The 25,300-nt window shown below is 64.3% G+C and carries 22 protein-coding genes; 13 read left to right on the top strand and 9 right to left on the bottom strand.

What is annotated here, in order from left to right; genetic code table 11:
* Positions 1 to 54: 54 nt before the first annotated feature.
* Positions 55 to 264, top strand: a complete 210-nt coding sequence (locus tag AC1Q7F_RS00330; RefSeq protein WP_492502654.1) for a cold-shock protein — start codon at positions 55 to 57, stop codon at positions 262 to 264.
* A gap of 76 nt (positions 265 to 340) precedes the next feature.
* Positions 341 to 619, top strand: coding sequence for a translation initiation factor IF-1 (gene infA, locus AC1Q7F_RS00325; RefSeq protein WP_492502652.1), 279 nt, complete (start codon positions 341 to 343; stop codon positions 617 to 619).
* Between the two features lie 72 nt (positions 620 to 691).
* Here infA and AC1Q7F_RS00320 read toward each other — a convergent pair whose 3' ends face one another.
* Positions 692 to 1,363: a 3-oxoacid CoA-transferase subunit B gene (locus AC1Q7F_RS00320; protein WP_492502650.1), complete on the bottom strand. Its 672-nt coding sequence runs from the start codon at positions 1,361 to 1,363 to the stop codon at positions 692 to 694.
* A 20-nt stretch (positions 1,364 to 1,383) separates the two neighbouring features.
* A complete protein-coding gene (locus AC1Q7F_RS00315; RefSeq protein ID WP_492502648.1) occupies positions 1,384 to 2,085 on the bottom strand; it encodes a CoA transferase subunit A in 702 nt (233 codons plus the stop codon).
* Between the two features lie 256 nt (positions 2,086 to 2,341).
* Between AC1Q7F_RS00315 and AC1Q7F_RS00310 the strand changes: the two genes are divergently transcribed.
* The 5 genes from AC1Q7F_RS00310 (at position 2,342) to AC1Q7F_RS00290 (ending at position 7,184) form a co-directional block, all read left to right on the top strand.
* Positions 2,342 to 2,854, top strand: a complete 513-nt coding sequence (locus tag AC1Q7F_RS00310; RefSeq protein ID WP_492502646.1) for a c-type cytochrome — start codon at positions 2,342 to 2,344, stop codon at positions 2,852 to 2,854.
* A gap of 16 nt (positions 2,855 to 2,870) precedes the next feature.
* A complete protein-coding gene (locus AC1Q7F_RS00305) occupies positions 2,871 to 3,257 on the top strand; it encodes a VOC family protein (protein ID WP_492502644.1) in 387 nt (128 codons plus the stop codon).
* 76 nt (positions 3,258 to 3,333) lie between these two features.
* The gene (locus tag AC1Q7F_RS00300) at positions 3,334 to 5,238 is read left to right on the top strand and encodes a hypothetical protein (protein ID WP_492502642.1); all 1,905 of its coding nucleotides are present in this window, start codon (positions 3,334 to 3,336) and stop codon (positions 5,236 to 5,238) included.
* Between the two features lie 91 nt (positions 5,239 to 5,329).
* On the top strand, positions 5,330 to 5,962 hold the full coding sequence (locus tag AC1Q7F_RS00295) for a MarC family protein (protein ID WP_492502640.1): 633 nt from the start codon (positions 5,330 to 5,332) through the stop codon (positions 5,960 to 5,962).
* Positions 5,963 to 6,044: 82 nt separating this feature from the next.
* Complete coding sequence (locus tag AC1Q7F_RS00290) at positions 6,045 to 7,184, top strand: winged helix DNA-binding domain-containing protein (protein WP_492502638.1); 1,140 nt, start codon at positions 6,045 to 6,047, stop codon at positions 7,182 to 7,184.
* A 3-nt stretch (positions 7,185 to 7,187) separates the two neighbouring features.
* Here AC1Q7F_RS00290 and ubiG read toward each other — a convergent pair whose 3' ends face one another.
* Complete coding sequence (gene ubiG / locus AC1Q7F_RS00285; protein WP_492502636.1) at positions 7,188 to 7,934, bottom strand: bifunctional 2-polyprenyl-6-hydroxyphenol methylase/3-demethylubiquinol 3-O-methyltransferase UbiG; 747 nt, start codon at positions 7,932 to 7,934, stop codon at positions 7,188 to 7,190.
* Between the two features lie 144 nt (positions 7,935 to 8,078).
* Between ubiG and AC1Q7F_RS00280 the strand changes: the two genes are divergently transcribed.
* From AC1Q7F_RS00280 to AC1Q7F_RS00260, 5 genes are all read left to right on the top strand, one after another.
* Entirely contained in the window at positions 8,079 to 10,481 is a 2,403-nt protein-coding gene (locus tag AC1Q7F_RS00280) for a patatin-like protein (protein WP_492502634.1), read from the top strand.
* 774 nt (positions 10,482 to 11,255) lie between these two features.
* A complete protein-coding gene (locus AC1Q7F_RS00275; RefSeq protein WP_054169981.1) occupies positions 11,256 to 11,741 on the top strand; it encodes an RNA polymerase sigma factor in 486 nt (161 codons plus the stop codon).
* Positions 11,738 to 12,706 carry a FecR family protein gene (locus AC1Q7F_RS00270; protein WP_492502631.1) on the top strand — a complete coding sequence of 323 codons (969 nt, stop codon included), beginning with the start codon at positions 11,738 to 11,740 and terminating at the stop codon, positions 12,704 to 12,706. Before AC1Q7F_RS00275 ends, AC1Q7F_RS00270 begins: the two co-directional genes overlap by 4 nt.
* Positions 12,707 to 12,860: 154 nt before the next feature.
* On the top strand, positions 12,861 to 15,785 hold the full coding sequence (locus tag AC1Q7F_RS00265) for a TonB-dependent receptor (protein ID WP_492502629.1): 2,925 nt from the start codon (positions 12,861 to 12,863) through the stop codon (positions 15,783 to 15,785).
* Between the two features lie 46 nt (positions 15,786 to 15,831).
* Entirely contained in the window at positions 15,832 to 17,268 is a 1,437-nt protein-coding gene (locus AC1Q7F_RS00260) for an alkaline phosphatase PhoX (protein WP_492502627.1), read from the top strand.
* A 424-nt stretch (positions 17,269 to 17,692) separates the two neighbouring features.
* Here the strand turns inward: AC1Q7F_RS00260 and AC1Q7F_RS00255 are convergent, their stop codons facing one another.
* From AC1Q7F_RS00255 to AC1Q7F_RS00230, 6 genes are all read right to left on the bottom strand, one after another.
* Positions 17,693 to 18,484 (bottom strand): enoyl-CoA hydratase/isomerase family protein, encoded by a 792-nt coding sequence (locus tag AC1Q7F_RS00255; protein ID WP_492502625.1) that lies wholly within the window; start codon positions 18,482 to 18,484, stop codon positions 17,693 to 17,695.
* 1 nt (position 18,485) lies between these two features.
* A complete protein-coding gene (locus tag AC1Q7F_RS00250; RefSeq protein ID WP_492502623.1) occupies positions 18,486 to 19,721 on the bottom strand; it encodes an acyl-CoA dehydrogenase family protein in 1,236 nt (411 codons plus the stop codon).
* Positions 19,722 to 19,735: 14 nt separating this feature from the next.
* Positions 19,736 to 20,851 (bottom strand): acyl-CoA dehydrogenase family protein, encoded by a 1,116-nt coding sequence (locus AC1Q7F_RS00245; RefSeq protein ID WP_492502621.1) that lies wholly within the window; start codon positions 20,849 to 20,851, stop codon positions 19,736 to 19,738.
* Positions 20,852 to 20,884: 33 nt separating this feature from the next.
* The gene (locus AC1Q7F_RS00240; protein WP_492502619.1) at positions 20,885 to 22,369 is read right to left on the bottom strand and encodes an AMP-binding protein; all 1,485 of its coding nucleotides are present in this window, start codon (positions 22,367 to 22,369) and stop codon (positions 20,885 to 20,887) included.
* A gap of 59 nt (positions 22,370 to 22,428) precedes the next feature.
* A complete protein-coding gene (locus AC1Q7F_RS00235; RefSeq protein ID WP_492502617.1) occupies positions 22,429 to 23,250 on the bottom strand; it encodes an SDR family oxidoreductase in 822 nt (273 codons plus the stop codon).
* 73 nt (positions 23,251 to 23,323) lie between these two features.
* Complete coding sequence (locus AC1Q7F_RS00230) at positions 23,324 to 24,154, bottom strand: SDR family oxidoreductase (protein WP_492502615.1); 831 nt, start codon at positions 24,152 to 24,154, stop codon at positions 23,324 to 23,326.
* Between the two features lie 374 nt (positions 24,155 to 24,528).
* On the opposite strand from AC1Q7F_RS00230, the gene AC1Q7F_RS00225 reads away from it, so the two are divergent.
* Positions 24,529 to 25,293: an SDR family NAD(P)-dependent oxidoreductase gene (locus tag AC1Q7F_RS00225; RefSeq protein ID WP_492502613.1), complete on the top strand. Its 765-nt coding sequence runs from the start codon at positions 24,529 to 24,531 to the stop codon at positions 25,291 to 25,293.
* Positions 25,294 to 25,300: the final 7 nt, after the last annotated feature.

Genomic DNA, 25,300 nt, shown 5'->3' with positions numbered 1-25,300 from the left:
TGCCGCACTCTCGCGCCGGGCAGCTCCGAACGGGAACTATCCCAGGAGGCTTCCATGTCTATCGGTACCGTCAAGTGGTTCAACAGCACCAAGGGTTTTGGCTTCATCCAGCCCGAGGACGGCTCGTCGGACGTTTTCGTCCACATCTCCGCCGTTGAGCGCGCTGGCCTGTCCACCCTGAACGAAGGCCAGAAGGTCAGCTTCGACCCCGTGCGCGATCCGCGCAAGGGCAAGACGGCGGCTGAAAACCTGCGCGTGGCGTAAATCCACGACCAGGACGGCTTTGAAGGGGCGGCGGCATGGGTACATGCCGCCGCCCTTTCTGTTTCAGGGGAAAAACATGACCAAAGAAGAATTCATCGAATTCGACGGTATCATCGCAGAGGCCCTGCCTGACGGGCGTTTCCGTGTGAAGCTGGAAAACGGGCATGAGATTATCGCCTACACCGCTGGCCGCATGCGCAAAAGCCGCATCCGTTCGCTGGCCGGCGACCGTGTCACGATCGAAATGACGCCCTATGATCTCAGCAAGGGCCGCATCACGTATCGCCACAAGGACGAGCGCAGCGCCCCCACCAACGGCGCCCCGCGCCGCCCGGCCCCGCCGCGCCGGCGGTAAGCGAGCCGCAAAAAAAGGGGGAGCGGACCAGCACCAGCCGGTCCGCTCCCCTTCGTCGTTTGGGCAGCGTGATTACGAAACCACGGCCGCGGCCACCTCGAATTCCGCTTCCGTCTTCGACTTGATCTCCGCCAGCGTGACGCCGGGGGCCAGTTCGATCAGGGTCAGCGGGCCGGTGCCATGCTTGTCCACCTGGAACACGCCCAGGTCGGTGACCACCAGGTCCACGACGCGTGTGCCGGTCAGCGGCAGGGTGCAGGCGTTGAGCAGTTTCGGTTCAATCGCGCCCGTCTTCTTGTCGACGGCGCAATGTTCCATCACCACCACGACCTTCTTGACGCCGGCCACCAGGTCCATGGCGCCGCCCATGCCCTTGACCATCTTGCCGGGGATCATCCAGTTGGCCAGATCGCCATTGGCGGCCACCTGCATGGCGCCCAGCACCGACAGGTCGATATGCCCGCCACGGATCATGGCGAAGCTGTCGGCACTGCTGAAATAGCTGCTATAGGGCAGCTCGGTGATGGTCTGCTTGCCGGCATTGATCAGATCGGCATCCTCTTCCCCCTCGAACGGGAAGGGGCCCATGCCCAGCATGCCGTTTTCCGACTGGAGCGTGACATGCATCCCTTCGGGGATGAAGTTCGCCACCAGTGTCGGGATGCCGATGCCCAGGTTGACATAGAAGCCGTCGCGCAGTTCACGCGCTGCGCGGGCGGCCATTTCCTCACGGGTCCAAGCCATGGTCCGTCTCTCCCTTGCCCTTAGTCGCGCTTGCGGGTGGTGCGCTGTTCGATGCGCTTCTCATGCGTGCCTTCGATCAGGCGCTGCACGAAAATGCCCGGCGTATGGACATGATCGGGATCGATCATGCCGACATTGACCAGCTGTTCGACCTCCGCCACCGTGATGCGGCCGGCCATGGCCATCATCGGGTTGAAGTTCCGCGCGGTCTTGCGATAGATCAGGTTGCCTTCGGTGTCGCCCTTCCAGGCCTTCACGATGGCCAGGTCGGCACGCAAGCCCCGCTCCATGACGAAAGTCTCGCCGTCGAACTCGCGCAGTTCCTTGCCTTCCGCCACCAGCGTGCCGACGCCGGTCTTGGTGAAGAAGGCCGGAATGCCCGCCCCGCCGGCGCGGATGCGCTCGGCCAGCGTGCCCTGGGGGTTGAATTCCAGTTGCAGCTCACCGGACAGGAACTGCTGCGCGAACAGCTTGTTCTCACCCACATATGACGAAACCATCTTAGCGATCTGCTTGGTTTCCAATAGCTGGCCCAGGCCGAAGCCATCGACGCCGGCATTGTTGGAAATGACCGTCAGGCCCTTCACGCCGGACAGCTTGATCGCCGCGATCAGGTTCTCAGGAATGCCGCAAAGACCGAACCCGCCGGCCATCACGGTCATGTCGTCGCGCAGCAGCCCAGCCAGGGCCGATACGGCATCGCTATAGACTTTCTTGCTCATGGGTGCGCCCGCGGCCTCCTCCATTATGGGCTTTTCCCCAGTGGTGTACGGCGGTGCAGCATGGGTGTCAATGCGCCATGACCGTCAAATATGAAAGTCGATTCAATTTTCATATTTGAAATATGTAGTAAGCGGACGGGCACTACCTTGTTTCCAATGTTACGCCTGTGGCGCGGCTGGGGCCAGGACGGCAAGATCACTTCCGGATGGGATGGTGGGCCGGGGCGGCCCGGCAGATCGAAGGTGTTTTCAAATCATGCATATGCGTTTCAATCCGGGCCGGCTGCTGCGCCCGATCCTGGCCCTCATCCTGCTGCTGGCCGCCGCCATTGACACGCCCGCCCAGGACAAGGCGCGCGGGGCCTATCTGGTGGGTATCCTGGGCTGCGGTGACTGCCACACGGCCGGCATGATGCAGGGCAAGCCCGACATGACCCGGCCTCTGGGCGGCAGCGATATCGGCTGGCAGGTGCCGGGCATGGGCGTCTTCGTCGGGTCCAACCTGACCCCGGACCGGGAGACGGGCCTGGGCACCTGGTCGGATGCGGAAATCGTCACCGCACTGCGCACCGGCGTGCGTCCCGACGGGCGGCAGCTTGCGCCCGTCATGCCCTATATGGGCTATAAGAACATGAATGACGCGGACGCCGCCGCCATCGTGGCCTATCTGCGCAGCCTGAAGCCCGTGTCGACCAAGGTCCCCGGCCCCTTCGGCCCGGCGGAGAAGCCGACATTGCCCTATTTCGCTCTGATCATGCCGGGCAAATGACGGGAGGAGAACGCCCATGAGGATCGCACATGTGGCGCTCTGGACCGCCGACCTGGAAACCGCCACCCAGTTCTGGGCCACGCATTTCGGGGCGGAAGTGGGGGAGCGCTATGAAAGCCGGCGCCGGCCGGGTTTCGTCTCCCGCTTCGTCCGGTTGAAGGAAGGGGCCGTCATCGAACTGATGAACGCGCCCTGGCTGTCGGGTGAGGGCGAACAGGGCTGGGAGCGCTATGGCTGGGCCCATATTGCCCTGTCGCTGGGGTCAGAGGCCGCCGTGAACGACCTCGCCGCGCGTCTGTCGGCGCTGGGCCTGCTGGAGGGCGGCCCCCGCTGGACCGGCGATGGCTATTACGAGGCGGTGGTGAAGGACGCGGATGGAAACCTGATTGAGATTACGGTGTAGAGACAAGTTTTACTTGAACCCGTTGGTTTATCAGTCACACTCACAGCTATGGGTAGCAAGATATGGACCTAAACCAATGAAGACGGGGCGGACATTACATCTTCTCTTTGCCACCTTCGTCCTGCTCCAAGGCGTTTTGTTCAGGCCCGCCTCTCATGCGCAGGACTTGCGTGACTACCAGAAAAGCTTCGCCCTCAATTCTTTGGTGTCTGAGGTCAATGATCGGGTCCGAAATGGGTGGAATGGTCGTCAACTGGCTGAACTCCAACAAGACTTGGCGAAGCTGGAGGCGGTCCGAAGCGAGGTCGATCAGCACAAGTTCCCGCCGTGGAAGGCCAGTGCCAAGCTGACCTTGGCTGGGCTTTATATCCAGCTGGCGCGGATATCCCAGAGCTCCTGCATGGCCTATCTCAATCAGGCGGCCTTTGTCGTGAAGGATGTCAACGATATCGGAGCGCAGATCGAGCTGAATCGTGCGATCAAACTGGACACCCACTATACAAAGGCCAATTGGAGCGTAACCGCCTATCTTTGCGACTCCACCGCCGCCAAGGCCGCGACCTTTGCACGTTCGTCCTATGATGAGATGTTGGCAATGCCGTCACTGTCGGAATGGCCGGGGCGGCGCGGCCTGATTCAATTAGAAATTGCCGTGCTGATGCATCTGCAGGCGCCCTGGATCAGGGGAGTTATCCTCAACAGTCCAAAAGACCCAGCGCCGCCCGCGCCCAATCGGCAGGAGGAGCGGGCCCGCCTGGACGGAATCCTGAAGCAGATAGCGTTGGCGGAACCTGACATGTCCAGGCCGGGTGCGGCAGCAGATGATGCCTGCACCTTGAAGCGCGAACGGGGGAACATCATTGTCTGGGCAGTAACCGGCAGCCCTCTGGCCGATGATCCAGAGGTGACTGGGCCCATGCTGGAAAAGGCCCTGGCCGATCTTCGGGACAGTAGGGCTTGCTCAAGGAACAGGTCATCAATCCGAACTCCCTACGTACCGTCCGCGATAGCGGATGCACTGGTGTTTCGTGCGATGAAGACCGGTTCCGTTGCGGATGCCACCGAGGCGCTGAATATTCTGCTGGGCGTTGAGGAACGGGTAATCGCTGGTGAGCAGGAACTGATTGCTGATCAGCGCAGCAAACCAGCCCACCTTGCCTCTAACCTCGCCGAAGCCGTGATGATCGTCGCACGGGCATCAACGGATGTGACGACGTTAGCGCGAATGGAGGAGATACACCGCCGACAAATGCCTCGATTGCTTGGGTGCCGGGATGATCTCACACCTTGCTCCCGAAGCCAGTTGGCGCAGGCGGAACTGCTGTACCGGCTGGGTGTCGCGACCAAGAATCCAGATAAACTGCGGGAGGCGATCACCAGCGCAGAGAAGCTGATGCCTGACCACGGCCGCCCGCGCAGTTCGGTGACCGCCATGGAAGTTGCGACCCTGATCAACGACGCCTCCAAGGCTCTCGCCAAGGTCGGTGGTCCCCGCATACGCCAAGCGGAAATTGACAACCGGCTTGGTGCGGCAAGACGGTGGGATGAGCAAAGCGACGACCAGGAGAATGGACTGGACCTCGAACGCAGGCTGAGCGCCTGCATAAGTGCCGGTCAAAGTAAGGAGCGTAGTGCATGTGTAAACGACTATGCAGCTCTTGCGCGAAAGCATGCTGAAGCCACCCTCGCCGACCATCTGGCCCGCCAGGACGGGAAGGTCATGGAACTCTTCCTGTATATGGCTTGGGCTGAAATGGATGCCGGTATGAAAGCACGTGAGCCCGCATATCTGGAGGCAGGACGTACGCGTCTGACATTATTGAAAGCTGCACTGCCGCAGTTCAAACCAAAGACCGGCTCCAGCGAAGTGAAGTTCGAGGAAAATATGAAGAAAACAGACGAATTGCTCGACACCTGGATTCTCATGATTTCCGGGCAGGAAGCTGCGTTAAGAACGAAATCAAACGAGCCGGCCAAATAGCAGCCTTGCCGGGCCGACACTTCACGGCTGCCGCCGCCTGGGATAGAAGTTGGGCCTTCCCGACATCCTCCGTTCCCGCCCGGTGGCCATCATGACCGACCTGGTCCTTTCCACTTTCATCGCCTTTTTCGTCACCATTGATCCCATCGGCCTGGGCCCCATGTTCGCGGGCCTGACGGCGGGCATGGATGCGCGCCATCGCCGCCGCACGGCCGTGAAGGGCGTGGTGATCGGTACGGGCCTGCTGTTCGGCTTCGCCTTCATCGGTGAATTGCTGCTGACCTCGCTGGGCATCGGTGTCGGGGCCTTCCGCATCGCCGGCGGCATCCTGCTGCTGCTGGTCGCCATCGACATGGTGTTCGCCCGCGAAAGCGGCCTGCGCACGGCCACGGCGGAGGAAAAGGAGGAGGCGACCCACAAGGCCGACATCTCCGTCTTTCCCCTGGCCATCCCGCTGATCGCCGGGCCGGGAGCCATGACCTCGGTCGTGCTGCTGATGGGCCGTGCCGATGGCGACCTGGTGATGCAGGCCATCGTGCTGGCCGTGCTGTCGGGCGTGCTGCTGGCCACGCTGGTCTGTCTGGTCTTCGCGGGCGAGGTGTCGAAGCTGCTGGGCGTCACCGGCATCAATGTCATCAACCGCGTGCTGGGCATCCTGCTGACCGCGTTGGCCTGCCAGTTCATCATCGACGGCGTCATCGAGAGCGGCATTCTGGGCCGGTGACCATCGCCACCGTTCCCCTATTGTTCTCAGACTTGATCTCCGGCATCCTGCCCGTCAGTTTCCATCCGCCGCAGGACCCGCCATGACCGAGATCACGCAGAATCAGGCGCTTGCCTTCCGGCTGGAGCGCCAGCATCTGACGATCCCTGTCGCCGATGCCCTGACGGCGGCCCGCACCCTGGTGGGCGCCCAGGCGCAGGTGCATTCCGCCGCCATCCTGCAGTTGCGGGCGCGCAGCGACAGCGGCGCTGGGGAAGCCGATATCGACCGGGCGCTCTATCAGGAGCGCAGCCTGGTCAAGCTCTGGGCCCAGCGGTCGACCCTGCATCTGATGCCGGCCGATGACCTGCCCCTGGTCATGGCCATCCGGCGCCAGCAGGTGGGCGCCTATCACAATTGGTACGCCAAGGAAGGGTTGAGCCAGGAACAGGTGGAGATCCTGGTCGCCGCCGTGGTGGCGGCCCTGGACCAGGGCGCGCACAGTCGCATGGATTTGTCGCGCCGGCTGGTGCCCACCCTGGGCGAATGGGCGCGGCCGATGCTGGAACATAGCTGGGGCGGCATCATCAAGCTGGCCTGCGCCCAGGGCCATGTCTGCCACGGCCCGGCGGAGAAGGAGGACGGGGAGGGTGCCCGCGAGGCGCTGTTCGTCAGTCTGGCGCAATGGCTGGGCCGGCCCCCGCCCGTGCTGGACAGCCGGGCCGCCATGGCCGATCTGGCCCGCCGGTACCTGTCCGTCTATGGCCCCGCCACGCCGCGGGATTTCAATAAGTTCATCGGCGGCTATGCCGGTCCGGCCCATCAGGGCTTTGCCGATCTGGGCGATGACGTCACCCCGGTAAAGCTGGCGGGCAAGCCCGCCTATATCCTGGCCCGTGACCTGGACGCGGTGAAGGACGCGGCCCCGGCGCCGGGGCAGATCACCGTCCTGGGCCTGTTCGATCCTTACCTGCTGGCCCATGGCGACACCAGCCAGTATCTGGACGACCGGTTCCGTTCCGCCGTCTATCGCGTGGCCGGCTGGATCAGCCCCGTCATCCTGCGCCAGGGCAGGGTCGTGGCCACCTGGACCCACCGCCGCGTAGCCGGCCCCAAGGGTAAGGGCGCCTGGGAGGTGCAGGTCAGCCCGCTGGAACGGGTGTTCAGGAAGGAACTGCCCGCCATCACCCGCGGCCTGCGCCGCCTGTCGGGCGGGCTGCCGGTGACAGTGTCCGGGATTTGACCATCATTCCCGCACGCCCCAAAGCATGTAATTCACGTCCAGATCTTTGGGCGCCAGGCTGAACCGGTCGGACAAGGGGTTATAGGTCACGCCCGACAGTTCCCGCACGCTCACGCCGGCCCGGCGCAGCGCAGCCGTCAGTTCCGATGGCTTCAGGAAGCGCTTCCAGTCATGCGTGCCGCGCGGCAGCCAGCGCAGCACATATTCCGCCGCCACGATGCCAAACAGAAAGCTCTTGGTGGTGCGGTTCAAGGTGGCCATGAAGACCAGCCCGCCGGGCCGGGCCAGCGCCGACACGGCCGCCACGAACAGATCGACATCGGCGACATGCTCCACGATCTCCATGGCCAGTACCACGTCGAACCGTTCGCCAGCCGCCGCCAGATCCTCCGCCGTGGCGGCGCGGTAATCCACATCCAGGCCGGTCTGCGCCGCGTGCGCCGCCGCCGTCTTGACATTCTTTTCCGCCGCGTCGATGCCGGTGACGCTGGCACCCAGCCGGGCCAGCGGTTCTGCCAGCAACCCGCCGCCGCAGCCGACATCGATGATGCGCAGCCCCTCCAGCGGCCGGGGTGCCAGCGGATCACGGCCATGCGCCTTGCAGATCGCATCGCGCAGCCAGGCCAGGCGCACGGGGTTGAACTTGTGCAGCGGCCGGAACTTGCCGGCCGGATCCCACCATTCGGCGGCGATGCGGCTGAACCGTTCGATCTCTGCCGGATCGACGGTGGTGCGTGCTGTGGCGGTCATGGCGATCCCTCCCGGTCATGGGCATTCCTGGCATAGCAAAGCCGGCGGCCCCTGTCGCGGGGGCAATCGGTGGCATGTTGACGCCCCGCCCGCCGGGTCGCACTGTCATGTCCCAAGAGCAAAGGGGCGGGGAGTGACGGCGCGGTGAAGGAGAAGGAACTGCGGATCGCCCTGGTCTGCTATGGCGGGGTCAGTCTGGCCGTCTATATGCACGGCGTGACCAAGGAATTGTGGAAGCTGGTGCGGGCCAGCCAGGCCCTGCATGCCGGCCGCAACGGCCAGCAGACCAGCTTCCGGGCTGCGATGGCGGGCGATCCCCGTCCCTTCGATACCGAGTCGGTCTATTTCGATCTGCTGCGCGACCTGCTGCCCGACCTGTCGCTGCGCGTGCTGATCGATGTGGTGGCCGGGGCCAGCGCCGGCGGCATCAATGGCGTGCTGCTGGCCCGGGCGCTCGCCCATGATCTGGACCTGGAACCCCTGACAGTGTTGTGGCTGGAGAATGCCGACGTCACCCGCCTGCTGACCGCCGGCAGCCGGGCCGGCAAATGGAGCAAATGGTTCATGCGCCCCCTGCTCTGGGCCGTGAACCAGCGCCTGCAGCGGCTGGCCCCGGATGAGGAGGTGCGGGAGAAGCTGTCGCTGTTCGTCCGGTCCCGCTGGTTCCGCCCACCCTTCGACGGCAACCGGCTGATGGGCTTCCTGCTGGATGCGGCCCATGCCATGGGCGACAGCGCCAGACGCCCGCTGGCCAGCCTGCTGCCGCGCGGCCTGCCCCTGTCGTTGCATGTGACCGTCACCGATTTCCACGGCTACACGACCCGCATCCCCGCCCATGACCCGCCGGAGATTCTGGAGCGGGAGCATCGCCACCGTTTCACCTTCCTCTATCGCCGGGGCGGCGAGGGGGAGGTGGACAGCGATTTCAAGGATGGCGATGTGCCCGGCCTGATCTTCGCGGCCCGCGCGTCGGCCAGCTATCCCGGTGCCTTCCCGCCCGCCCAGATAAGGCAGATGGACCGGCTGCTGAATGAACGCGGGGAGGGTTGGGACGGCAGGGCGCATTTCTTCCAGCGCAATTTCGCCGAATATCGCCGCCAGGGGGCCGATCCGGAGCAGGCCAGCTTCATCGACGGATCGGTCCTGAACAACAAGCCGTTCGCCGCCGCCCTGTCGGCCATCGCCGGCCGGCCCGCCTATCGCGAGGTGGACCGCCGCATCGTCTATATCGACCCCAAACCGGCCCGCCTGACCGGCGGTGCCCGGCCGGAAACGCCGGGTTTCTTCCGCACCATCCGCGGCGCCTTGTCCGACATTCCGCGCAACGAGCCGGTGCGCGACGAGTTGCTGGCCATCGCCGGCCGCAATGCCAGGATCGAGCGGCTGCGCGGACTGCTGGATGCCGCGCGACCCCGCGTGACCGAACAGGTGCAGCGCGTACTGGGCGGCCCCCTGCCACCCGCCCCCACGATTGAAGAAATCCGCCACTGGCGCGACCGGGCCAGCGCGGAGGCCGCCTCGCAGGCCGGGTTCGCGTACGAGGCCTATCTGCGCCTGAAGATCGAAGGGGCGCTGGAACATCTGGCGGGCCTGCTGTGCCCGTGCCTGGGGCGCAGCGATGCCGGGGCACGGGTAGCCCTGCTGAAGGCCTTGAATGGCTGGGCGCGGGCGCGCGGCGTGCTGCCCGACCGGCTGGAGGACGGGGAGGACGGGAAAAGACCGGCCTGGGTGCGGTTCCTGCGCGATTTCGACATCGCCTTCCGCTCCCGTCGCCTGCGTTTCCTGATCCGCGAACTGAATGCCATCTACCCGCTGGTGGGCGAGGGCGAACATGCCGACACCAATGCCCGCGACCTGGACGAGATGAAGGCCAGCCTGTACAGCGCGCTGGAGCGCCTGCCCGGCGGCACCGGCCTGACAGATGATGGGTTGGGCATGTTCAATGCCGGCGAACGCAGTGCTCTGGGCAACCTGATGCGCGCCGACGGGCCGGTGCCGTCACCCCAGACGCTGGACCGGGCGCTGGCGCAGCTGGCCGGCGTCTGGAAGCTGGAGGAGCAGTCGGCGGAGATCGACGAGATCTTCGCGCTGATGGGCCTGAATTATCTGGGGCCTGCGGCGCGACGGCAGATATTCGAAGCCTATCTGGGCTTCTCCTTCTGGGACGTGCTGACCTTCTCCACCTCGGGCTGGGTGGAACTGGACGAATTCCACGCCATCCGCGTCGATCGCATCGCCCCACCCGATGCCCGCCTGCTGCGCCGGGCCGGCGCACCGGCCGACCTGCGCAGTGCCCGCATGAACGCGTTCGGCGGCTTTTTCAGCCGCCATGACCGCGAACATGATTATCTGCTGGGACGGCTGCATGCGGCGGAACGGGTCATCGACCTGGTGATCGATGCCGGCGGCATGGAAATGTCCGACGCCCGTGCCAATGGCGTGAAACTGCGCGCCTTCCACGCCATCCTGGTGGCGGAGGAAAAGCGCCTGGGTGCCGGCAACAGTGCGTTGGAACAGGTGCGCGCCTGGGTGGAAGCGTGCGGGTGATGCCAGGCAAAGGGGCTCCACGCTGATTTTCCCCGTCTTGGCGGTTGATGTCTGCGTACAGCAAAACCCCCGCAACTTTTTCAGGTTGCAGGGTTTTTATGGATGCGTGTCAAGGGCCCGCTATTGCACCAGGGTGCGTCACCACGCTTTGCGCTGCTTCCGCGCCTGGAACAGCAAAAAGCCCCGCAACCTGTTGAGGTTACGGGGCTTTTTTGGATGCGGGGGCAGGATTTTACCGATGGTACGACAACTTATCATTGAATATTTGAAATAATAATTCATCCTTATCATCGTTAGCTTATGCCCGATTTTGGGGCCGGAAGCGGACCGGCGGATTTTCGCGTTCGCAAAGGAGTATCGGACATTACCGCCTACCCGGCGGTTCCCTTCGGATACAACTGCACACCTTGTGGTAACAAGGTGTCGTTGCTCACCGGTAGCATCCACCGGCGAGCCAGTGCAGCAGCCGGACGACCTCCCAGCGCTAGACCCAGATGGCGGACAACCTGGTCCAGCCGAGATCACGTCCCATGGGCGCACACTAATGGCACCTGAATTTGGCGGAACGGCGCCAGATTGACGAGATGTTCCAGACATTGATCCCAGGTCGCCGTGGCATTTCTGGTTCTGCCGGCCCTTCCCCTGCTTTCGGTCAGGTTTATGTCGCCTGCTGCATGCAGACCGTGCGTGTAGGAGATCGCGCGCGTCATGGCGCTGTAATAATTCTACTGTAACAGCCTGCGATGACGCATGTGACCGAACGGGTTTGCCGCAATGGAACTGGCAGAACAGTTGCCCAAGCGCGAGGCGCTGTATGGGTTCATTCTTCGCCGGGTCCGCGATCCGTTCGTGGCGGATGATCTTGTGCAGGAAACCCTGACGCGGATGATCGCCTACATGCAATCGAACAAGGTGGCGGACAGTCTGGCGTTCAGCCTGCGGATCGCTGCCAACCTGATTAGCGACCATTACCGCCGGCGCGGGATCGATCAGGCGGAGGCGCTGGAGCCGGAGATCGCCTGTCACCGCCCCAGTGCCGAACAGTCGGCCATGGCGCGTCAGCGGGCCGATGCCTTTGCCCGGGCGCTGGGGCGGATGCCCCCCTTGCGGCGGGAGGTGTTCATCCGCCGGCGCCTGAAGGGGCAAAGCCACCGCGAGATCGCCCAGGCCCTGGATCTCAGCGTTGCCGCCGTTGAAAAGCATGTGGTGCGCGCCCTGGAATGGCTGCATAGCGAGCTCGGCCGGGAGGGGGTGCGATGAGTGGCGGACCCCATCCCCCCGCCAACAGCGATGTGGCCAAGGGCGGTGCCTATTGGGCCCTGCGTCAGGAGGAAGGGCCCGCCCTGTCCCCGGCGGAGCAGGCTGAACTGTCCGCGTGGCTGGCCGCCGACCCGGCCAACCGTGCCGACCTGCAGGCCATGCGCGATGTTCTGACCGACACGGCCCTGACGGCGGCGATGACACGCTTCGTCACGGCTGATGTGGTGCCGGTGCAGCCGACGCGTCGGGCCTGGATGGCGGGCGGCATTGCCGCGGCGCTGTCCCTGACCATCGGCGCGCCCCTGCTGCTGTCCCGCCCGCGGGAGGAAGGGACGGTATCGATGGCGCGTGTGACGGTGCCGCCGGGTGCGGCCCGCACCATCGAGCTTGCCGATGGCAGCCGGGTGATTGCCAATGGCCGCACCGACCTTCTGACCGCCACCGACACCCCGTCCCGGCAACTGACGCTAACCCGTGGCGAGGCCTTCATCCGGGTTGCGGCGATGGCGGAACCCGCGCCCTTTGCTATTGATTGCGGGGCGGCGCGCATCCAGACACTGGCCGGCGCCCTGAACCTGGATGTGGCCGACGGGCTGACGGAGATTTCGCTTTATGAAGGGGCGGCCCTGGTGACCGTGGGGGACCGCGCGGTCCGCCTGCGTCCCGGTGAACGGGCCGGGGTGGAGGGTACCCGCGTCACCGGTCCCGTTTCCTTCGACCCGCAGGCGGGTGATTTCCGCACGGGCTGGCTGGTCACACAGGGTTTGTCACTGTCGCAACTGACGGAACGGCTGAACCGCACGGCACCGGTTCCGGTACGCATCGCCGATCCCGCCATCGGCGGTCGCCGTGTCGCGGGGCGGTTCAAGCTGACGGAGCCGGACAGGCTGCTATCCTCGCTTGGCAAGCTGCATGGCTTCACGGTGCGACAACGCGACGGAGCGCTGGAGCTGGTGACTGCGTAGCCACGCTGCGCCGGCAAAACAGGAACATGCCCCGCTGTCACGTAACCGCCTTTAAACATTCACGAAACTGTCCTGTCCGGTTTTGGGGGGCGCCCCCGTCTTCCTACCGATCCCGCGCCGCATGCCGGCGCCGGCGTTCCTTGGGGGAAGAGACGTGAAGACCATCCGAATTGCCCTGCTGGCCGGTGTGGCCCTGGCCACCCTGTCGCCTGCCCTGTCGGCCGCCATGGCCCAGCAATCAGCCGCGACCCGCAGCACCAGCCTGTCAATCCCCGCCGGTGATCTGGCCGGCGCCCTGGATCAGTTCTCCCGCCAGACGGGCCTGCAGGTCATGGCCGACCCCGCCCTTCTGTCAGGCAAGCGCACAAAGGGCGTGTCGGGTGCGCTGGCGGTGCCGGCGGGCCTGCGTCAGCTCCTGGCCGGCACCGGCCTGGATTTCCAGATGGACGGGGAAACGGTGCTGTTGCTGCGGCAGACCGCCGGCGCGATCCCAACCGCAGCCCCCCTACCTGCGGGCGCGCAGAGTACCGCCGCCGCGTCGCCGGTGCTGGAGGAAGTGATCGTCACGGGCTTCAAGGGCTCCATCACCCGCGCACTGGACATCAAGCGCGAGGCGGACAGCATCGTGGATGCCATTTCGGCGGAAGATATCGGCAAGTTCCCCAGCCAGAACATTGCCGAGGCGCTGCAGCGCGTGCCCGGCATCTCCATCGTGCGCGACCGGGGCGAAGGGCTGTTCGTGCGGGTACGCGGCCTGGGTGCCAATTTCCAGACGACGACCCTGAACGGGCGCAGCGCCGCCGTGAACGAAAATGTACGTGACAGCGGTCAGAGCGGGCGGCAGTTCCGCTTCGACACGCTGCCATCCGAGCTGGTGTCCCGCGTTGATGTGATCAAAAGCCCGACAGCGGCCCTGGATGAAGGCGCCATTGGCGGCATTGTCGATGTCCGCACCTTTCGTCCGCTGGACCTGAAGGATACCGAGCACGCCTTCTCCGCCACCCTGTCCTATCCCGAACTGGCGGATAAGCTGGATACGCGCTTTTCCGGCCTGACCAGTTGGCGCAATGAGGAGCGGACCTTCGGTGTGCTGCTGGCCGCCGTCTATGACCAGCGCTCCATGCGCCAGGACCGGGCCATGAATGGCGGCTGGTCCTATCTGCCCGCCGGGATCGACACCAATGGCGACCGGGTGGCCGATAGCGGCCCCATCTACCGTTCCGCCAGTACCCGCCCCACACTGGAGCAGGAAGAACGTGAACGGATCGGCCTGTCGGGTGCGTTGCAGTGGTTTCCCACGCCGGACATCGACATCAATCTGGACCTCGCCTATACCGATCTCGATATCAAGTATGATGAACTGACCTATTCGGCGGACTTCAACTGGGCGCAGTTGGTCCCGAATACCGCCGTGATCCGCGACGGTGTACTGGTGGCCGGCACGGTGGGTGCTTCCAGCCAGATCGGGCGCGAACAGTCGGAATTGGCGCATGAGAACCTGCAGGCCGGCCTGAACGGGACCTTCCGCTTCGGTGATGGCTGGACGCTGACGGCGGACACCGCCTATTCCCGCGCCTATAGCGATACGCCCACGCCCATCCGCCGTTCGCGCGTGCTGGGTCCCGTCGGCAATGTCGCCTTTGAATATTTCCCCGCCGGCGACCAAGTGCATAATCTGCGCTTCCTGACCGCCGACCTGAACAGCCCCGCCACCCTGCCGGGTCGCCGCCTGGAATGGCGCGTCAATGACAGCCTGGACACCGAAAAGGCCGCCCAGATCGATCTGGAGAGGGAGCTGGAATGGGGGCCGGTATCGGCGGTGAAGGCCGGGGTGAAGTATCGCGACCGCCTGCGCGATTATGATCGCCGCGACCTGACCATCACGCGCGACCGCAATGGCCGATCCATCACCGGCACCTTCTATGGCCCCGAATATTACGAGACGGATTTTCTGGTCGATGATTTCCTGGGTCAGACGGGCGCCACCCTGCCGCGTGAATGGGTTGTCCCCAGCGGCGACAAGTTCTTTGAACTGATGGACCCGGCCCTGATCAATCAGCCGCTGGCCCGCGCCGACCTGCGCAATTCCTACCGCATCACCGAAAAGATCAAGTCCGCCTATGTCATGGCCGATCTGGACAGCGAGGTGGCGGGCCTGCCGGTGCGCGGCAATGCCGGCGTGCGGGTGGCAGGCACCAAACAGGTCTCCGCCGGCCATGCCGATGATGGCCGGAAGGCGGACCCGGTGCGGTTTGAAAAGGACTATGCCGACATCCTGCCCTCGGCCAATCTGGCTGTGGACCTGACCGATGATCTGGTGAGCCGGGTATCGGTGGCCAAGGTCATCACCCGCCCGTCGCTGGCCGATCTGGCCCCGCGCCTGACCCTGAATTCGTCGGACAGGATTTTCACGGCGGTGGGCGGTAATCCCAACCTGGAACCGTTCGAGGCCTGGCAATATGACGCCACGCTGGAATGGTATTTCGCGCCCAGCAGCGCCCTGATCGGCGGCCTGTTCTACAAGGATATTGGCACCTTCATGACCACCCGCAAATCCACGCTGGTGGTGGACGGCGTGGATTATGAACTGTCGGCCCGTGTCAATGGCGGTGATGCCAGCATCAAGGGCGTTGAAATCGCCTATCAGCAGACCTTCGACATGTTGCCGGAACCGTTCGACGGGCTGGGCATACTGGCCAACTATACGTTCACCGATACCGAGGCCACCTATTTCGATGGCACCCGGACCATCAAGGATGATCTTGAAAATGTGGCCCGCCACAGTTTCAACCTGACCGGCTTTTATGAAAAGGGGCCGATTGGTATCCGCCTGTCCTATAGCTGGCGCGGCGACGTGCTGGCCCAGGTCGGCACCAACGGGCTGGAAAACGCGAATGACAAGGCGTTTGGTTCCCTGGACGGCAATGTCACCTGGCAGATCAACGACAACCTGACTCTGGTGGCCGAGGCGATGAACATCACCGACGAAGCGCAGTGGCAATTCGTGGCCGACGATCTGTTCTCCCGCTACGACTATTATGGCCGGACCTTCTCGCTGGGTCTGCGGGCCAAGTTCTGATCCATCATTCCCAACCGTCACGCCCCCGTTCCGGAGCTTGCATCCCATGCTGTCCCGTCGCCAATGGCTGAAGAACGCCACTGCCGCTTCCCTTGGTTTTGCCGGCCTGGCCGCCTTTGCGGCACGCGGCGGGACAGCGCCGCTTTCCCTGCCCCTGGAACAGGACCCGGTGGGCCTGCTGGATCTGCCGCGGGGATTCTCATATCGCATCATCTCCCGCACAGGCGATGAGATGACCGACGGCTTCCTGACGCCGGGCGCACCGGACGGCATGGCCGCCTTTCCCATCCCCGGTGACCCGGACCGCTGTCGGCTGGTGCGCAATCATGAACTGAACCCCACCGTCACCGACCGGGGCGCCTTCGGCCCGGATCATGCTCTGGCCCGCCGCCTGTCCGCCGATCTGATCTATGACCATGCACCGGACGGGCGCCCGCTGCTGGGCGGGACCAGCAGCTTCACCTATAATCTGCGTACAGGGCGTATCGAACAATCCAACCTGTCATTGGCGGGCACCACCCAGAACTGCGCCGGCGGGGCCACCCCTTGGGGAAGCTGGCTGACCTGTGAGGAGCGGGCGGACAGGGCCGGCCCCCTGACCGGCAAGGATCACGGCTTTGTGTTCGAGGTGCCGGCGGCGGCCACATCGCCCGTCACGCCGGTGCCCATCAAGGCCATGGGCCGCTTCATGCACGAAGCCGCCGCCGTCGATCCTGCCACCGGCATCGTCTATCTGACCCAGGACGAACCGCGCTGCCTGTTCTACCGCTACCTGCCCGATGCACGGGGCGAACTGGCAAAGGGCGGGCGGTTACAGGCCCTTGCCCTCCGGGGTCACCGGATGGCCGACCTGCGCAACTGGCCCGTGGACAGCGAACCCGGATGGGGTGCAGGCACGGTAAAGCCGGGGCAGCGCATGAAAGTCGACTGGATCGACCTGGACCGCGTCGAGGTGCCCGATGGCGACCTGAACCAACGCGGGGCCGCCAACGGGGCTGCGCTGTTCAGCCGGGGCGAAGGCATCATCTTTGGCCGCTCGCCCGAAGGACGGCCCGAGATCTACTTCACCACAACCGATGCCGGTGCGGCCCAGGTGGGTCAGGTCTGGCGCTACCACCCTTCGCCTAGTGAAGGGCAGGCCAGCGAACAGGGCAGCACCGGCGAGCTGGAGCTGTTCTATGAAAGCCCCGGTGAACAGGCGATGGAAGCCGGCGACAACCTGACCGTGGCGCCTTGGGGGGGGCTGATCCTGTGCGAGGACCGGCCCGTCGGGAACAGGGGCGTGCGCAACCATATCCAGATCCTGAGCCGGCGCGGCGATCTGGTCCCGTTTGCCACCAACATGCACAAGGATAATGGGGAGTTTACGGGTATCTGCTTCGCCCCCGATGCCTCCACCTTGTTTGTGAATATCCAGCGCCCTGGCCTGACCCTGGCCATCAACGGGCCGTGGCAGGATATCCGGCGAACATTGCCCGCATAGAAAAAGGGGCCGGCACGCAAAGTGCGACACGCCCCCAGGAGGACGCCAATATGCCTCGCATGTCGATCCCCGAAGAACGAGCACAGCGGACACTTGGATCCGTTGCAGCCGCCGGCGAAATCGGCGCTGCCATTGTCCATCAGGCGGGCCATGGTGAGATCACCGCCCCCGGACCCCCACCCCTGGCGGATCGTACAGGTGGGCCCACAGGTTCCTCCCGCGCGCGACGCCGCGTCAGCCTCGTGGGGGCACGCCGCCCCGCGCGCGGGGCCCTCCTATGGACTACCTGCACGACCGCCAAACACAAACCAAAGCTGGGTCAACTTTTCGACGCCTATACAGAGCCAAACTTCAATGCTGATTGACATGTCGGTCGACACGCGCGCGCCGAAGACCAGACAGCGCTGTCCTTTTATGTGTCTGCTCACTGAAAATCCGGCTTCCGACGCTCTGCGAAGGCCGCCAACCCAACGGCGCGTTCCGAGGTCGCAGCTTGTTCGGCGATCTGTTCACATTCTGCATCAAGCTGCATTTTCAAACCGGTATTGGCACCCGTCAGAAGCAATCGCTTGGACCTTCCGAGCGCCCCCGTTGCGCCATCGGCCAGTTCGTCTGCCAATGCCGACACTTCATGCGCGAGACTCCCGCTGGCGACAACCCGCGTTATGAGGCCTATGGAAGCAGCATCCTGCGCCGGGACCCGGCGATTTGTTAGGGTCAGTTCCTGGGTGCGGCGAAGTCCGATCAGCTTTGGCAGCAGCCATGTCGCCCCGCCATCGGGCGTCAACCCGATCCGCGAATAGGCCATGGTGAAATGGGCCTCGGGTTCGGCAAGCGCGATATCGCCAACGGCCGCCAGTCCGATGCCCGCCCCCGCCGCCGGCCCCTGGATGGCGGTGATCACCGGCTTCTTCATCATGGCAAGACCGGCAATCGCCGGATGCAGATAGGACAGGATTTCCCGAAGCAGTGCGGGCAGCGCGTCGCCGGCCGCATGCAGGGCCTTGACATCACCGCCGGCACAGAACATCCGACCATTGGCACGGACAACTACGCAGCGGACCGCGGCATCCCGCTCCACGGATTTCACCGCAGCCAGCAGACCCCGCGCCAGCGGCACATTGAAGGCATTGCCGACATCCGGACGGTTGAGCGTGATAAAGGCCACCGCACCCCGGCACTCCAGTTGGACTGGATTGGCGTCATCATCCGGCATTTCACACTCCAACCGGCAGGTCATTGAAAGGGATATCGCGATCGACACGAATGTCCGGCGGCAGACCGAGCACGCGTTCGGCGATGATATTCTTCAATATCTCATCAGTACCGCCCGCGATCCGCATGGCGGCACCCCAGAAGAAATTGCGCTGGAAACCACCGGCGGGCGCCGTCATATCGTCATCCGCGACGATGCCATGGGCATCCAACAGGTCCAGCGCCTCTGTCGCCAGATCCTGCATCTGGCGAGCGGAAACGATCTTGCCGATGGCGGCTTCCGGCCCTGGCGTACCGCCACGGCTCAGCGCCGTCTGGCTGCGCAGCCTCGTCAGCCGCAGCCCTTCGGCGGCCACATACCAATCGGCCAGCACCCGACGGAAGCCGCCATCGCGCAGGGCCGAACCATGGCCCTCCACGCTGGGTAACCGGCTGGCCAGCGCCATCAAGGCCGCCCAGTTCGGGCCCGCTCCCCCACCAACCGACAGGCGCTCATTCATCAAGGTCACCAGGGCGACATCCCAGCCCCTGCCAACCTCTCCCACCCGCTGGGCATCCTTCACCCGCACATCGACGAAATAAACCTCGTTGAAGCCCCGGCCCCCGTCCGCCTGATGCAGGGGGCGTATCTCGATCCCCGGCGACTTCATGTCGACCCAGAACATCGTCAGCCCCTTGTGCTTGGGAACATGGCTGTCGGTGCGGGTCAGCAGCAGGCCGAAATCGGCGAAATGGGCACCCGATGTCCAGACCTTCTGACCATTGATGATCCAGTCCCCCGTCCCGTCCGCAACCGGAACTGCGCGCGTCCGGCTGGCCGCCATGTCGGAACCCGCCGATGGTTCGGAGAAGAGTTGGCACCAGATCTCCTCTCCCTTTATCGCGGGGCGCACGAACCGCTGTTTATCTGCTTCGTTGCCGGCGGTCATGATCGTGGGCAGGCACATGCCAAGACCCACACCAAATATGGCCGAGCCCAGGCCGAGCTTCATCTCCTCCTCGCCAAAGATGATGCTCTGCATCAATGTCCCCCCGGGGCCGCCCCATTGCGCGGGCCAATGGATGCAGGCATAGCCGGCATCGGCCTTGCGGACCTGCCAGTCCTTGTCCGCAGCAATCGACCGGACGTTCTCTTGCCCGTGTAAGACGATGATGCGCGATATCGGGGCATTGGCCGCAAGCCATTCACGGACCTGGGCGCGGTATGCGGCCTCTTCCGGACTGTCGTGAAAGTCCATCCCTCTTCCCCCGGTCAGGCGACGGCGCGCAGTTCAAGCGCGCAAACCAGCCGTTCGCGCCAGAAGGGCGGCCCGCCCAGCGCCAGCGCCAGTTGGCGGGCACGGCGCAGGTACAGGTGACAGTCCGCCTCCCAGGTGAACCCGGTCCCGCCATGGATGTGCAGGTTCTCCCTGGCCGCGAAATCATAGGCCTGACTGGCGGCGATCCTGGCTGCCGCTGCGGCTTGGGGCAGTTCCGTGGCACCGGAATTCAACGCCCAGGCTCCATAGTAGGCGTTGGAACGGGCCAGTTCGTTCCTGATGTAGATATCCGCCAGCTTGTGCTTGATCGCCTGATAACTGCCGATCACCCGCCCGAAGGCATGGCGCTCCTGGGCATACTCCGTCGCAGCCTCCAGGCAGCGATCCGCCCCGCCGACCTGCTCGAACGCGAACAGCACGGCCGCCCGGTCAAGAATAACGGAAAGCGTCGCCGCCCCCGCACCTTCCGCGCCCAGCCGTTCACACGGCACATTGTCAAACGTGAGCTGTGCGGCGCTGCGGGTGGGGTCCAGCGTCCGTACCCATGTCCGCGCCACGCCATCATCCGCCAGATCGACGATGAAAAGGCCTGGTCCCGCCGCATCCTGCGCCGCCACGATCGCATGGGTCGCGATATCGCCACCGGTTACGGGGACCTTGGTGCCGGTCAGCCTGCCGGCGGAGACACGAGTTCCCTTGGACGCTGAACCCTGCACCCCCGGATGCCCGGCGGCAGCAAGGCAGCCCATCACACGGCCGGCGGCAATACCGGGCAACAGCGCGTCCCGCTGTGCATCGCTGCCGAAGGTCAGGATGGCTTCGGCAAAGATATAAACTGTGGAGGCGAAGGGGATGGGGGCGACAACACGGCCCAATTCCTCGGCAATCGCGCAAAGTTCGATATGGCCGAAGCCGGCGCCGCCCCATCTTTCCGGAATGGCCGTACCGGTCCACCCCATCGCAACAACCGCTGTCCAAAGGTCAAGATCAAAGGACCGGCTGTCATCATCAAGAACCCCACGCGTCACCGCCACCGGACAGCACGCCTGAAGAAACCGGCGTGCCTCCCGCTTCAGGTATTTCTGGTCATCTGAAAAGTCGAAATTCATGCCCGATCTCCCGCCGCGATCCCCTGTCGGACATCAATGCTGCCTGATTTCGAACTCCTGCCCTGCCTCCAGCCATGCCTCGCGCTCGGCCTTCAGCGCCGTCCGCCGGACCTTGCCAGCGTCATCCCGCAAGGGCGTCGCGCTCAACTCATAGCTTGCCGGCCATTTATATTTAGCCAGTCTCTCCTCGACATGGGCGTCAACGGCCGCAAGGTCGAACTGCCTTCCTTCGCGCAACTGGATGATGGCATGGACGCGTTGGCCCAGATCATCGTCGGGCAGCCCGATCACAGCCGAGGATGCGATGAGGGGATGTTCGTCCAGCGCCGCTTCGATTTCGGCCGGATAGACATTGGCCCCGCCACGGATGATCAGGTCCGACCGGCGATCCGCCAGGAACAGGTAACCATCCGCATCGATATGGCCAAGGTCGCCGATCCAGAACCCGCCGGACGCGTCCCGGCTCTGTTCCGCGCCGATATAGCGGAACCGGGCCGCTCCCGCCGCAGGGAAATGAACCTCGCCCACTTCACCGATATCCGCCTCACTGCCATCTTCGCGCAGGATGCGGACCGTCCCGGGCGCCACCTTGCCCACCGAACCCGGTTTGCGCAGCCAGTCCCGCCCGCCGATGGCGGTGCCGCTGCCTTCGGTGCCGCCATAGGCCTCAAAAATCCGATCCGGACCCAGCCAGTCGATCCAGGCGCGCTTGACCCAGGGCGGGCATGGCGCCGACATGTGCCAGACGCTTTTCAGCGAGGACATGTCATAGGATGCGCGAACATTGTCCGGCAACGCACAGATGCGCTGCATCATCGTCGGCACCATGGCGACGAAACCGGCCTTGTGGACCTGCACCAGACGCAGGAACTCCTCGGGATTGAAACGGGTCATGCCGACGACATGCGCACCTGCCAGCAGGGCCAGAGAGGTGAACAGGAACGGCATATTGTGGTAGAGCGGGCCGGGGTTGAGTACCACCGTGTCCTCGGTCATACCGAGCGGCGCATAGAGTGGAGCGGCAATGTTGATGAAGGCCGGCATCGTATCGACGACGATCTTCGGACGCCCGCTGGAACCGCCACTGGCGATGGCCTTCCAACTGTCAGCGCCGACGTCGGGCACAGGCGCATCGCTGAAAGCTTCCAAGGCACAGCCGGCTGGTATCCTGGGACCGGCATAGGTGAAATTGGCGTCACCGATGACGGCGGCGGGGGATGCCAACGCAATCATCTCGCCAGCTTCACGGTCGGGCAGCTTGGATGGCATCAGGCACGGGGTCGCACCGGCTTTCCAGACACCGGCCACCGCCTCATGGAACTCCGCACCGTTGGGCAGCATGACAACCACCCGATCATTGTGCCGGACACCCAGCGATGCCAGCAGCCGGGCCCGCCGGTTCGAGCGCCGATCAAGTTCCTGCCAGGTCAGCGAACCGTCGGGATAGGTAACGGCGGGCGCCTCCCCCCTCCGCTTGGCGTGGTCCTGGATTATCGACGACATGGACTTGAAGGACATGTTTTCCATTTCCGTTCCGATGGTCGGGTACGCTGGTAAGAGCCGGCTGAATGGCGTCCTTATCCAGGCAGCGCATCGAGCAGCGCCCGGGTGCGGACCTTAATGGGCTCTTCCATGATGCGATCGGTGTGGATGTACAGCTTGTTCTGTTCCACCGCGGTCAAGACCATCCGACCGACCTCGTCAATACCGGTCCCCTGCTGCAGCGCCTGGTTCAGCAGTTCCCGCCGCTCCGCACGCCGTGCTTCCTGGGCCTCCGACAAGGGCTCCGCCCCCTTGGGCGCGCCTTCCTGCGAGCGATGGATCACATTGGTCGCAACGGGGCCGGGGCACAGAACGCTGACACCAATTCCTGCCGGCGCCAGTTCCAGATTGAGCGATTCAGACATTCCCACCACGGCAAACTTGGCCGTGCAGTAAAGGACGCCCGACCCGGTCGCCACCAGACCCGCACCGGAAGAGGTGTTCACAATGTGACCACCCTGGCCATTCAGCAGCATCCTGGGCACGAACGTCTGGATGCCGTTGATGACACCATGAAGGTTGATGCCGATGGCGAAATCCCACAGGGCATAGGTCAGTTTCCCCGGTGTTTCCGCCACAATGACACCGGCATTGTTGAACAGCAGGGACACAGGGCCAAGTGCTGTTTCGGCCGCGTCCGCCGTGGCAGCATAGGCATCGCGGTCGCGGACATCCAACCGATAGGTCTCGACCTGGGTGATCTCCTGCAACTCCGCCTTGGCACGGGCAAGACCCTCACTATCCAGATCTGCCAGGGCCAACTTGGCCCCAGCGCGTGCGAAGGTCCGGGCGATGCCAAGGCCGATGCCATTGGCGCCACCTGTGATGAAGGCCGTGCGCCCCCGTATGTCAGTCATCCGATCTCTCCTGACGTCATATCCCAACCTGGCCGGTGGTGCCTCCCGGCCGGGACCATTGTTGCGTAACCGGTCAGGCAGCCGGGGCGGGCATGGCATCCAGCAGGGCTTTGGTCCGGGCCTTGATGGGTGCTTCCATCACACGGTCGGTATGGACGTAGAGGCTGTTCTCGCGCACGGCCTTGAGCACCATCTCGCCGACGTCATCGATGCCGACACCCTGCTTCAGGGCCTCCGTCATGATGGCGATCCGTTCCGCGCTCGCCCGTTTCTGCTCCTCCGTCAGGGTCAGACCCGCCTTGGGCGATGTGCCGGCCGATCGCTGGATGATCCCCGTGGCCACAGGACCGGGGCACAGCACCGTGACGCCGATACCGGCAGCCCCCAGTTCGGCATTGAGCGCCTCTGACATGCCCACCACCCCGAACTTGGCCGTGCTGTACAGCACCCCGGAACTAGTCGCCGCCAGCCCGGCGCCAGATGCGGTATTCACGATGTGGCCGCCCAGACCCCGCGCAACCATTCCCGGCAGAAATGTCTGGATGCCATTGATGACGCCATGGAGATTGATCCCGATCCCCCAATCCCAGAGATCGTAGGTCAGCTTCGCCACCGGCGCGCCACCCGCGACCCCGGCATTGTTGAACAGCAGCGATACCGGTCCGAGCGACTGCTCGACCTCTGCCGCAACAGCGGCGTAGGCGGCGCGGTCACGCACATCAAGCCGGAAGGTCTCCACTGAGGTGATCTGCTCCAGTTCCGCCTTGGCGCGGGCCAGGGCATCGGCATCCAGGTCGACCAGGGCCAGCTTGGCCCCGGCCCGCGCCAAGCTGCGCGCAATTCCCAACCCGATACCGTTGCCGCCGCCGGTGATAAAGGCGGTCCGCCCCTGTACGTCGGTCATTCAGTGTCTCCCTAGCCTTCATGTCTTCTCGCCGCCTGAACAGAACGACCATGGGCGCGGGGCTGTACCCTCTGCACCCATGTCCCTGCAGGCAATTGGCCTGGATGAATTCGCTCCAACGCTAGGGTACGACCCCATGAACACCAAATGCAAAGGGGAGCCGGGCAATGCCCTGGGGGAATAGCTGCGGCCGCTTAGTCGGTCCTCAACCTGCCCCACCCCCTATAATCTTCACATTGGCCCAAGGCGGAATGCCGGCGGCTTCACCTGTGCCATGCATCCAGATCGCATAATCGCGGGGGCAAAACGTCGCTTCCCCGCGCTTGCGCCTCATGAAGCCACAGGCCTTCAGATCAACCGACAGAGAGATTGTAATGAACATCAATGGAGTTGGCGCCATCGTCACCGGCGGCGCATCGGGACTGGGCGGCGCCACAGCGGCGCTTCTGGCCAAGGCCGGCGCGAAAGTCACCATCTTCGACCTCAATGCCGAACTTGGCGCGGCCCACGCCCGGCAGATCGGTGGTCATTTCATCCCGGTCGATGTGACGGACGAAAATGCTGTGGAAGCCGCAATTCAGGAGGCGGAGGGCCTGAATGGCAGGGCTCGTATCCTCGTGAACTGCGCGGGTATCGGCCCCCCGGCAAAAATGATCGGGCGCGACGGCAAGGCGCTGCCCCTTGCCGCATTTTCAAAGATCATCAACATCAACCTGATCGGAAGTTTCAACGTACTGTCAAAATTTGCCGCCCGCATCCATGAAGCGGAAATGATCGGCCCGGAGGAACGGGGCGTTATCGTGAATACGGCCAGCGTCGCCGCCTTTGATGGCCAGATCGGCCAGGCCGCCTATGCAGCCTCCAAGGGTGGTGTTGTCGGCATGACCCTGCCGATCGCGCGGGAACTGGCGCGGTACGGTATCCGCGTGGTCACCGTCGCACCGGGCCTGTTCCTGACCCCGCTGCTGGCATCGCTGCCGCAAGAGGCACAGGAATCCCTGGGCAGGCAGGCACCATTCCCAAGCCGCCTGGGCCACCCCGATGAGTTTGCCCGCATGGTGGCAGCGATCATCGACAATCCGATGCTGAATGGCGAGACCATCCGCCTGGATGGCTGCATCCGCATGGCGCCGAAATAACGCTGCC

It is taken from the genome of Niveispirillum sp. GW835-FHT14G11 (assembly GCF_058793615.1).
This window is presented reverse-complemented; position numbering and strand designations above follow the sequence as displayed.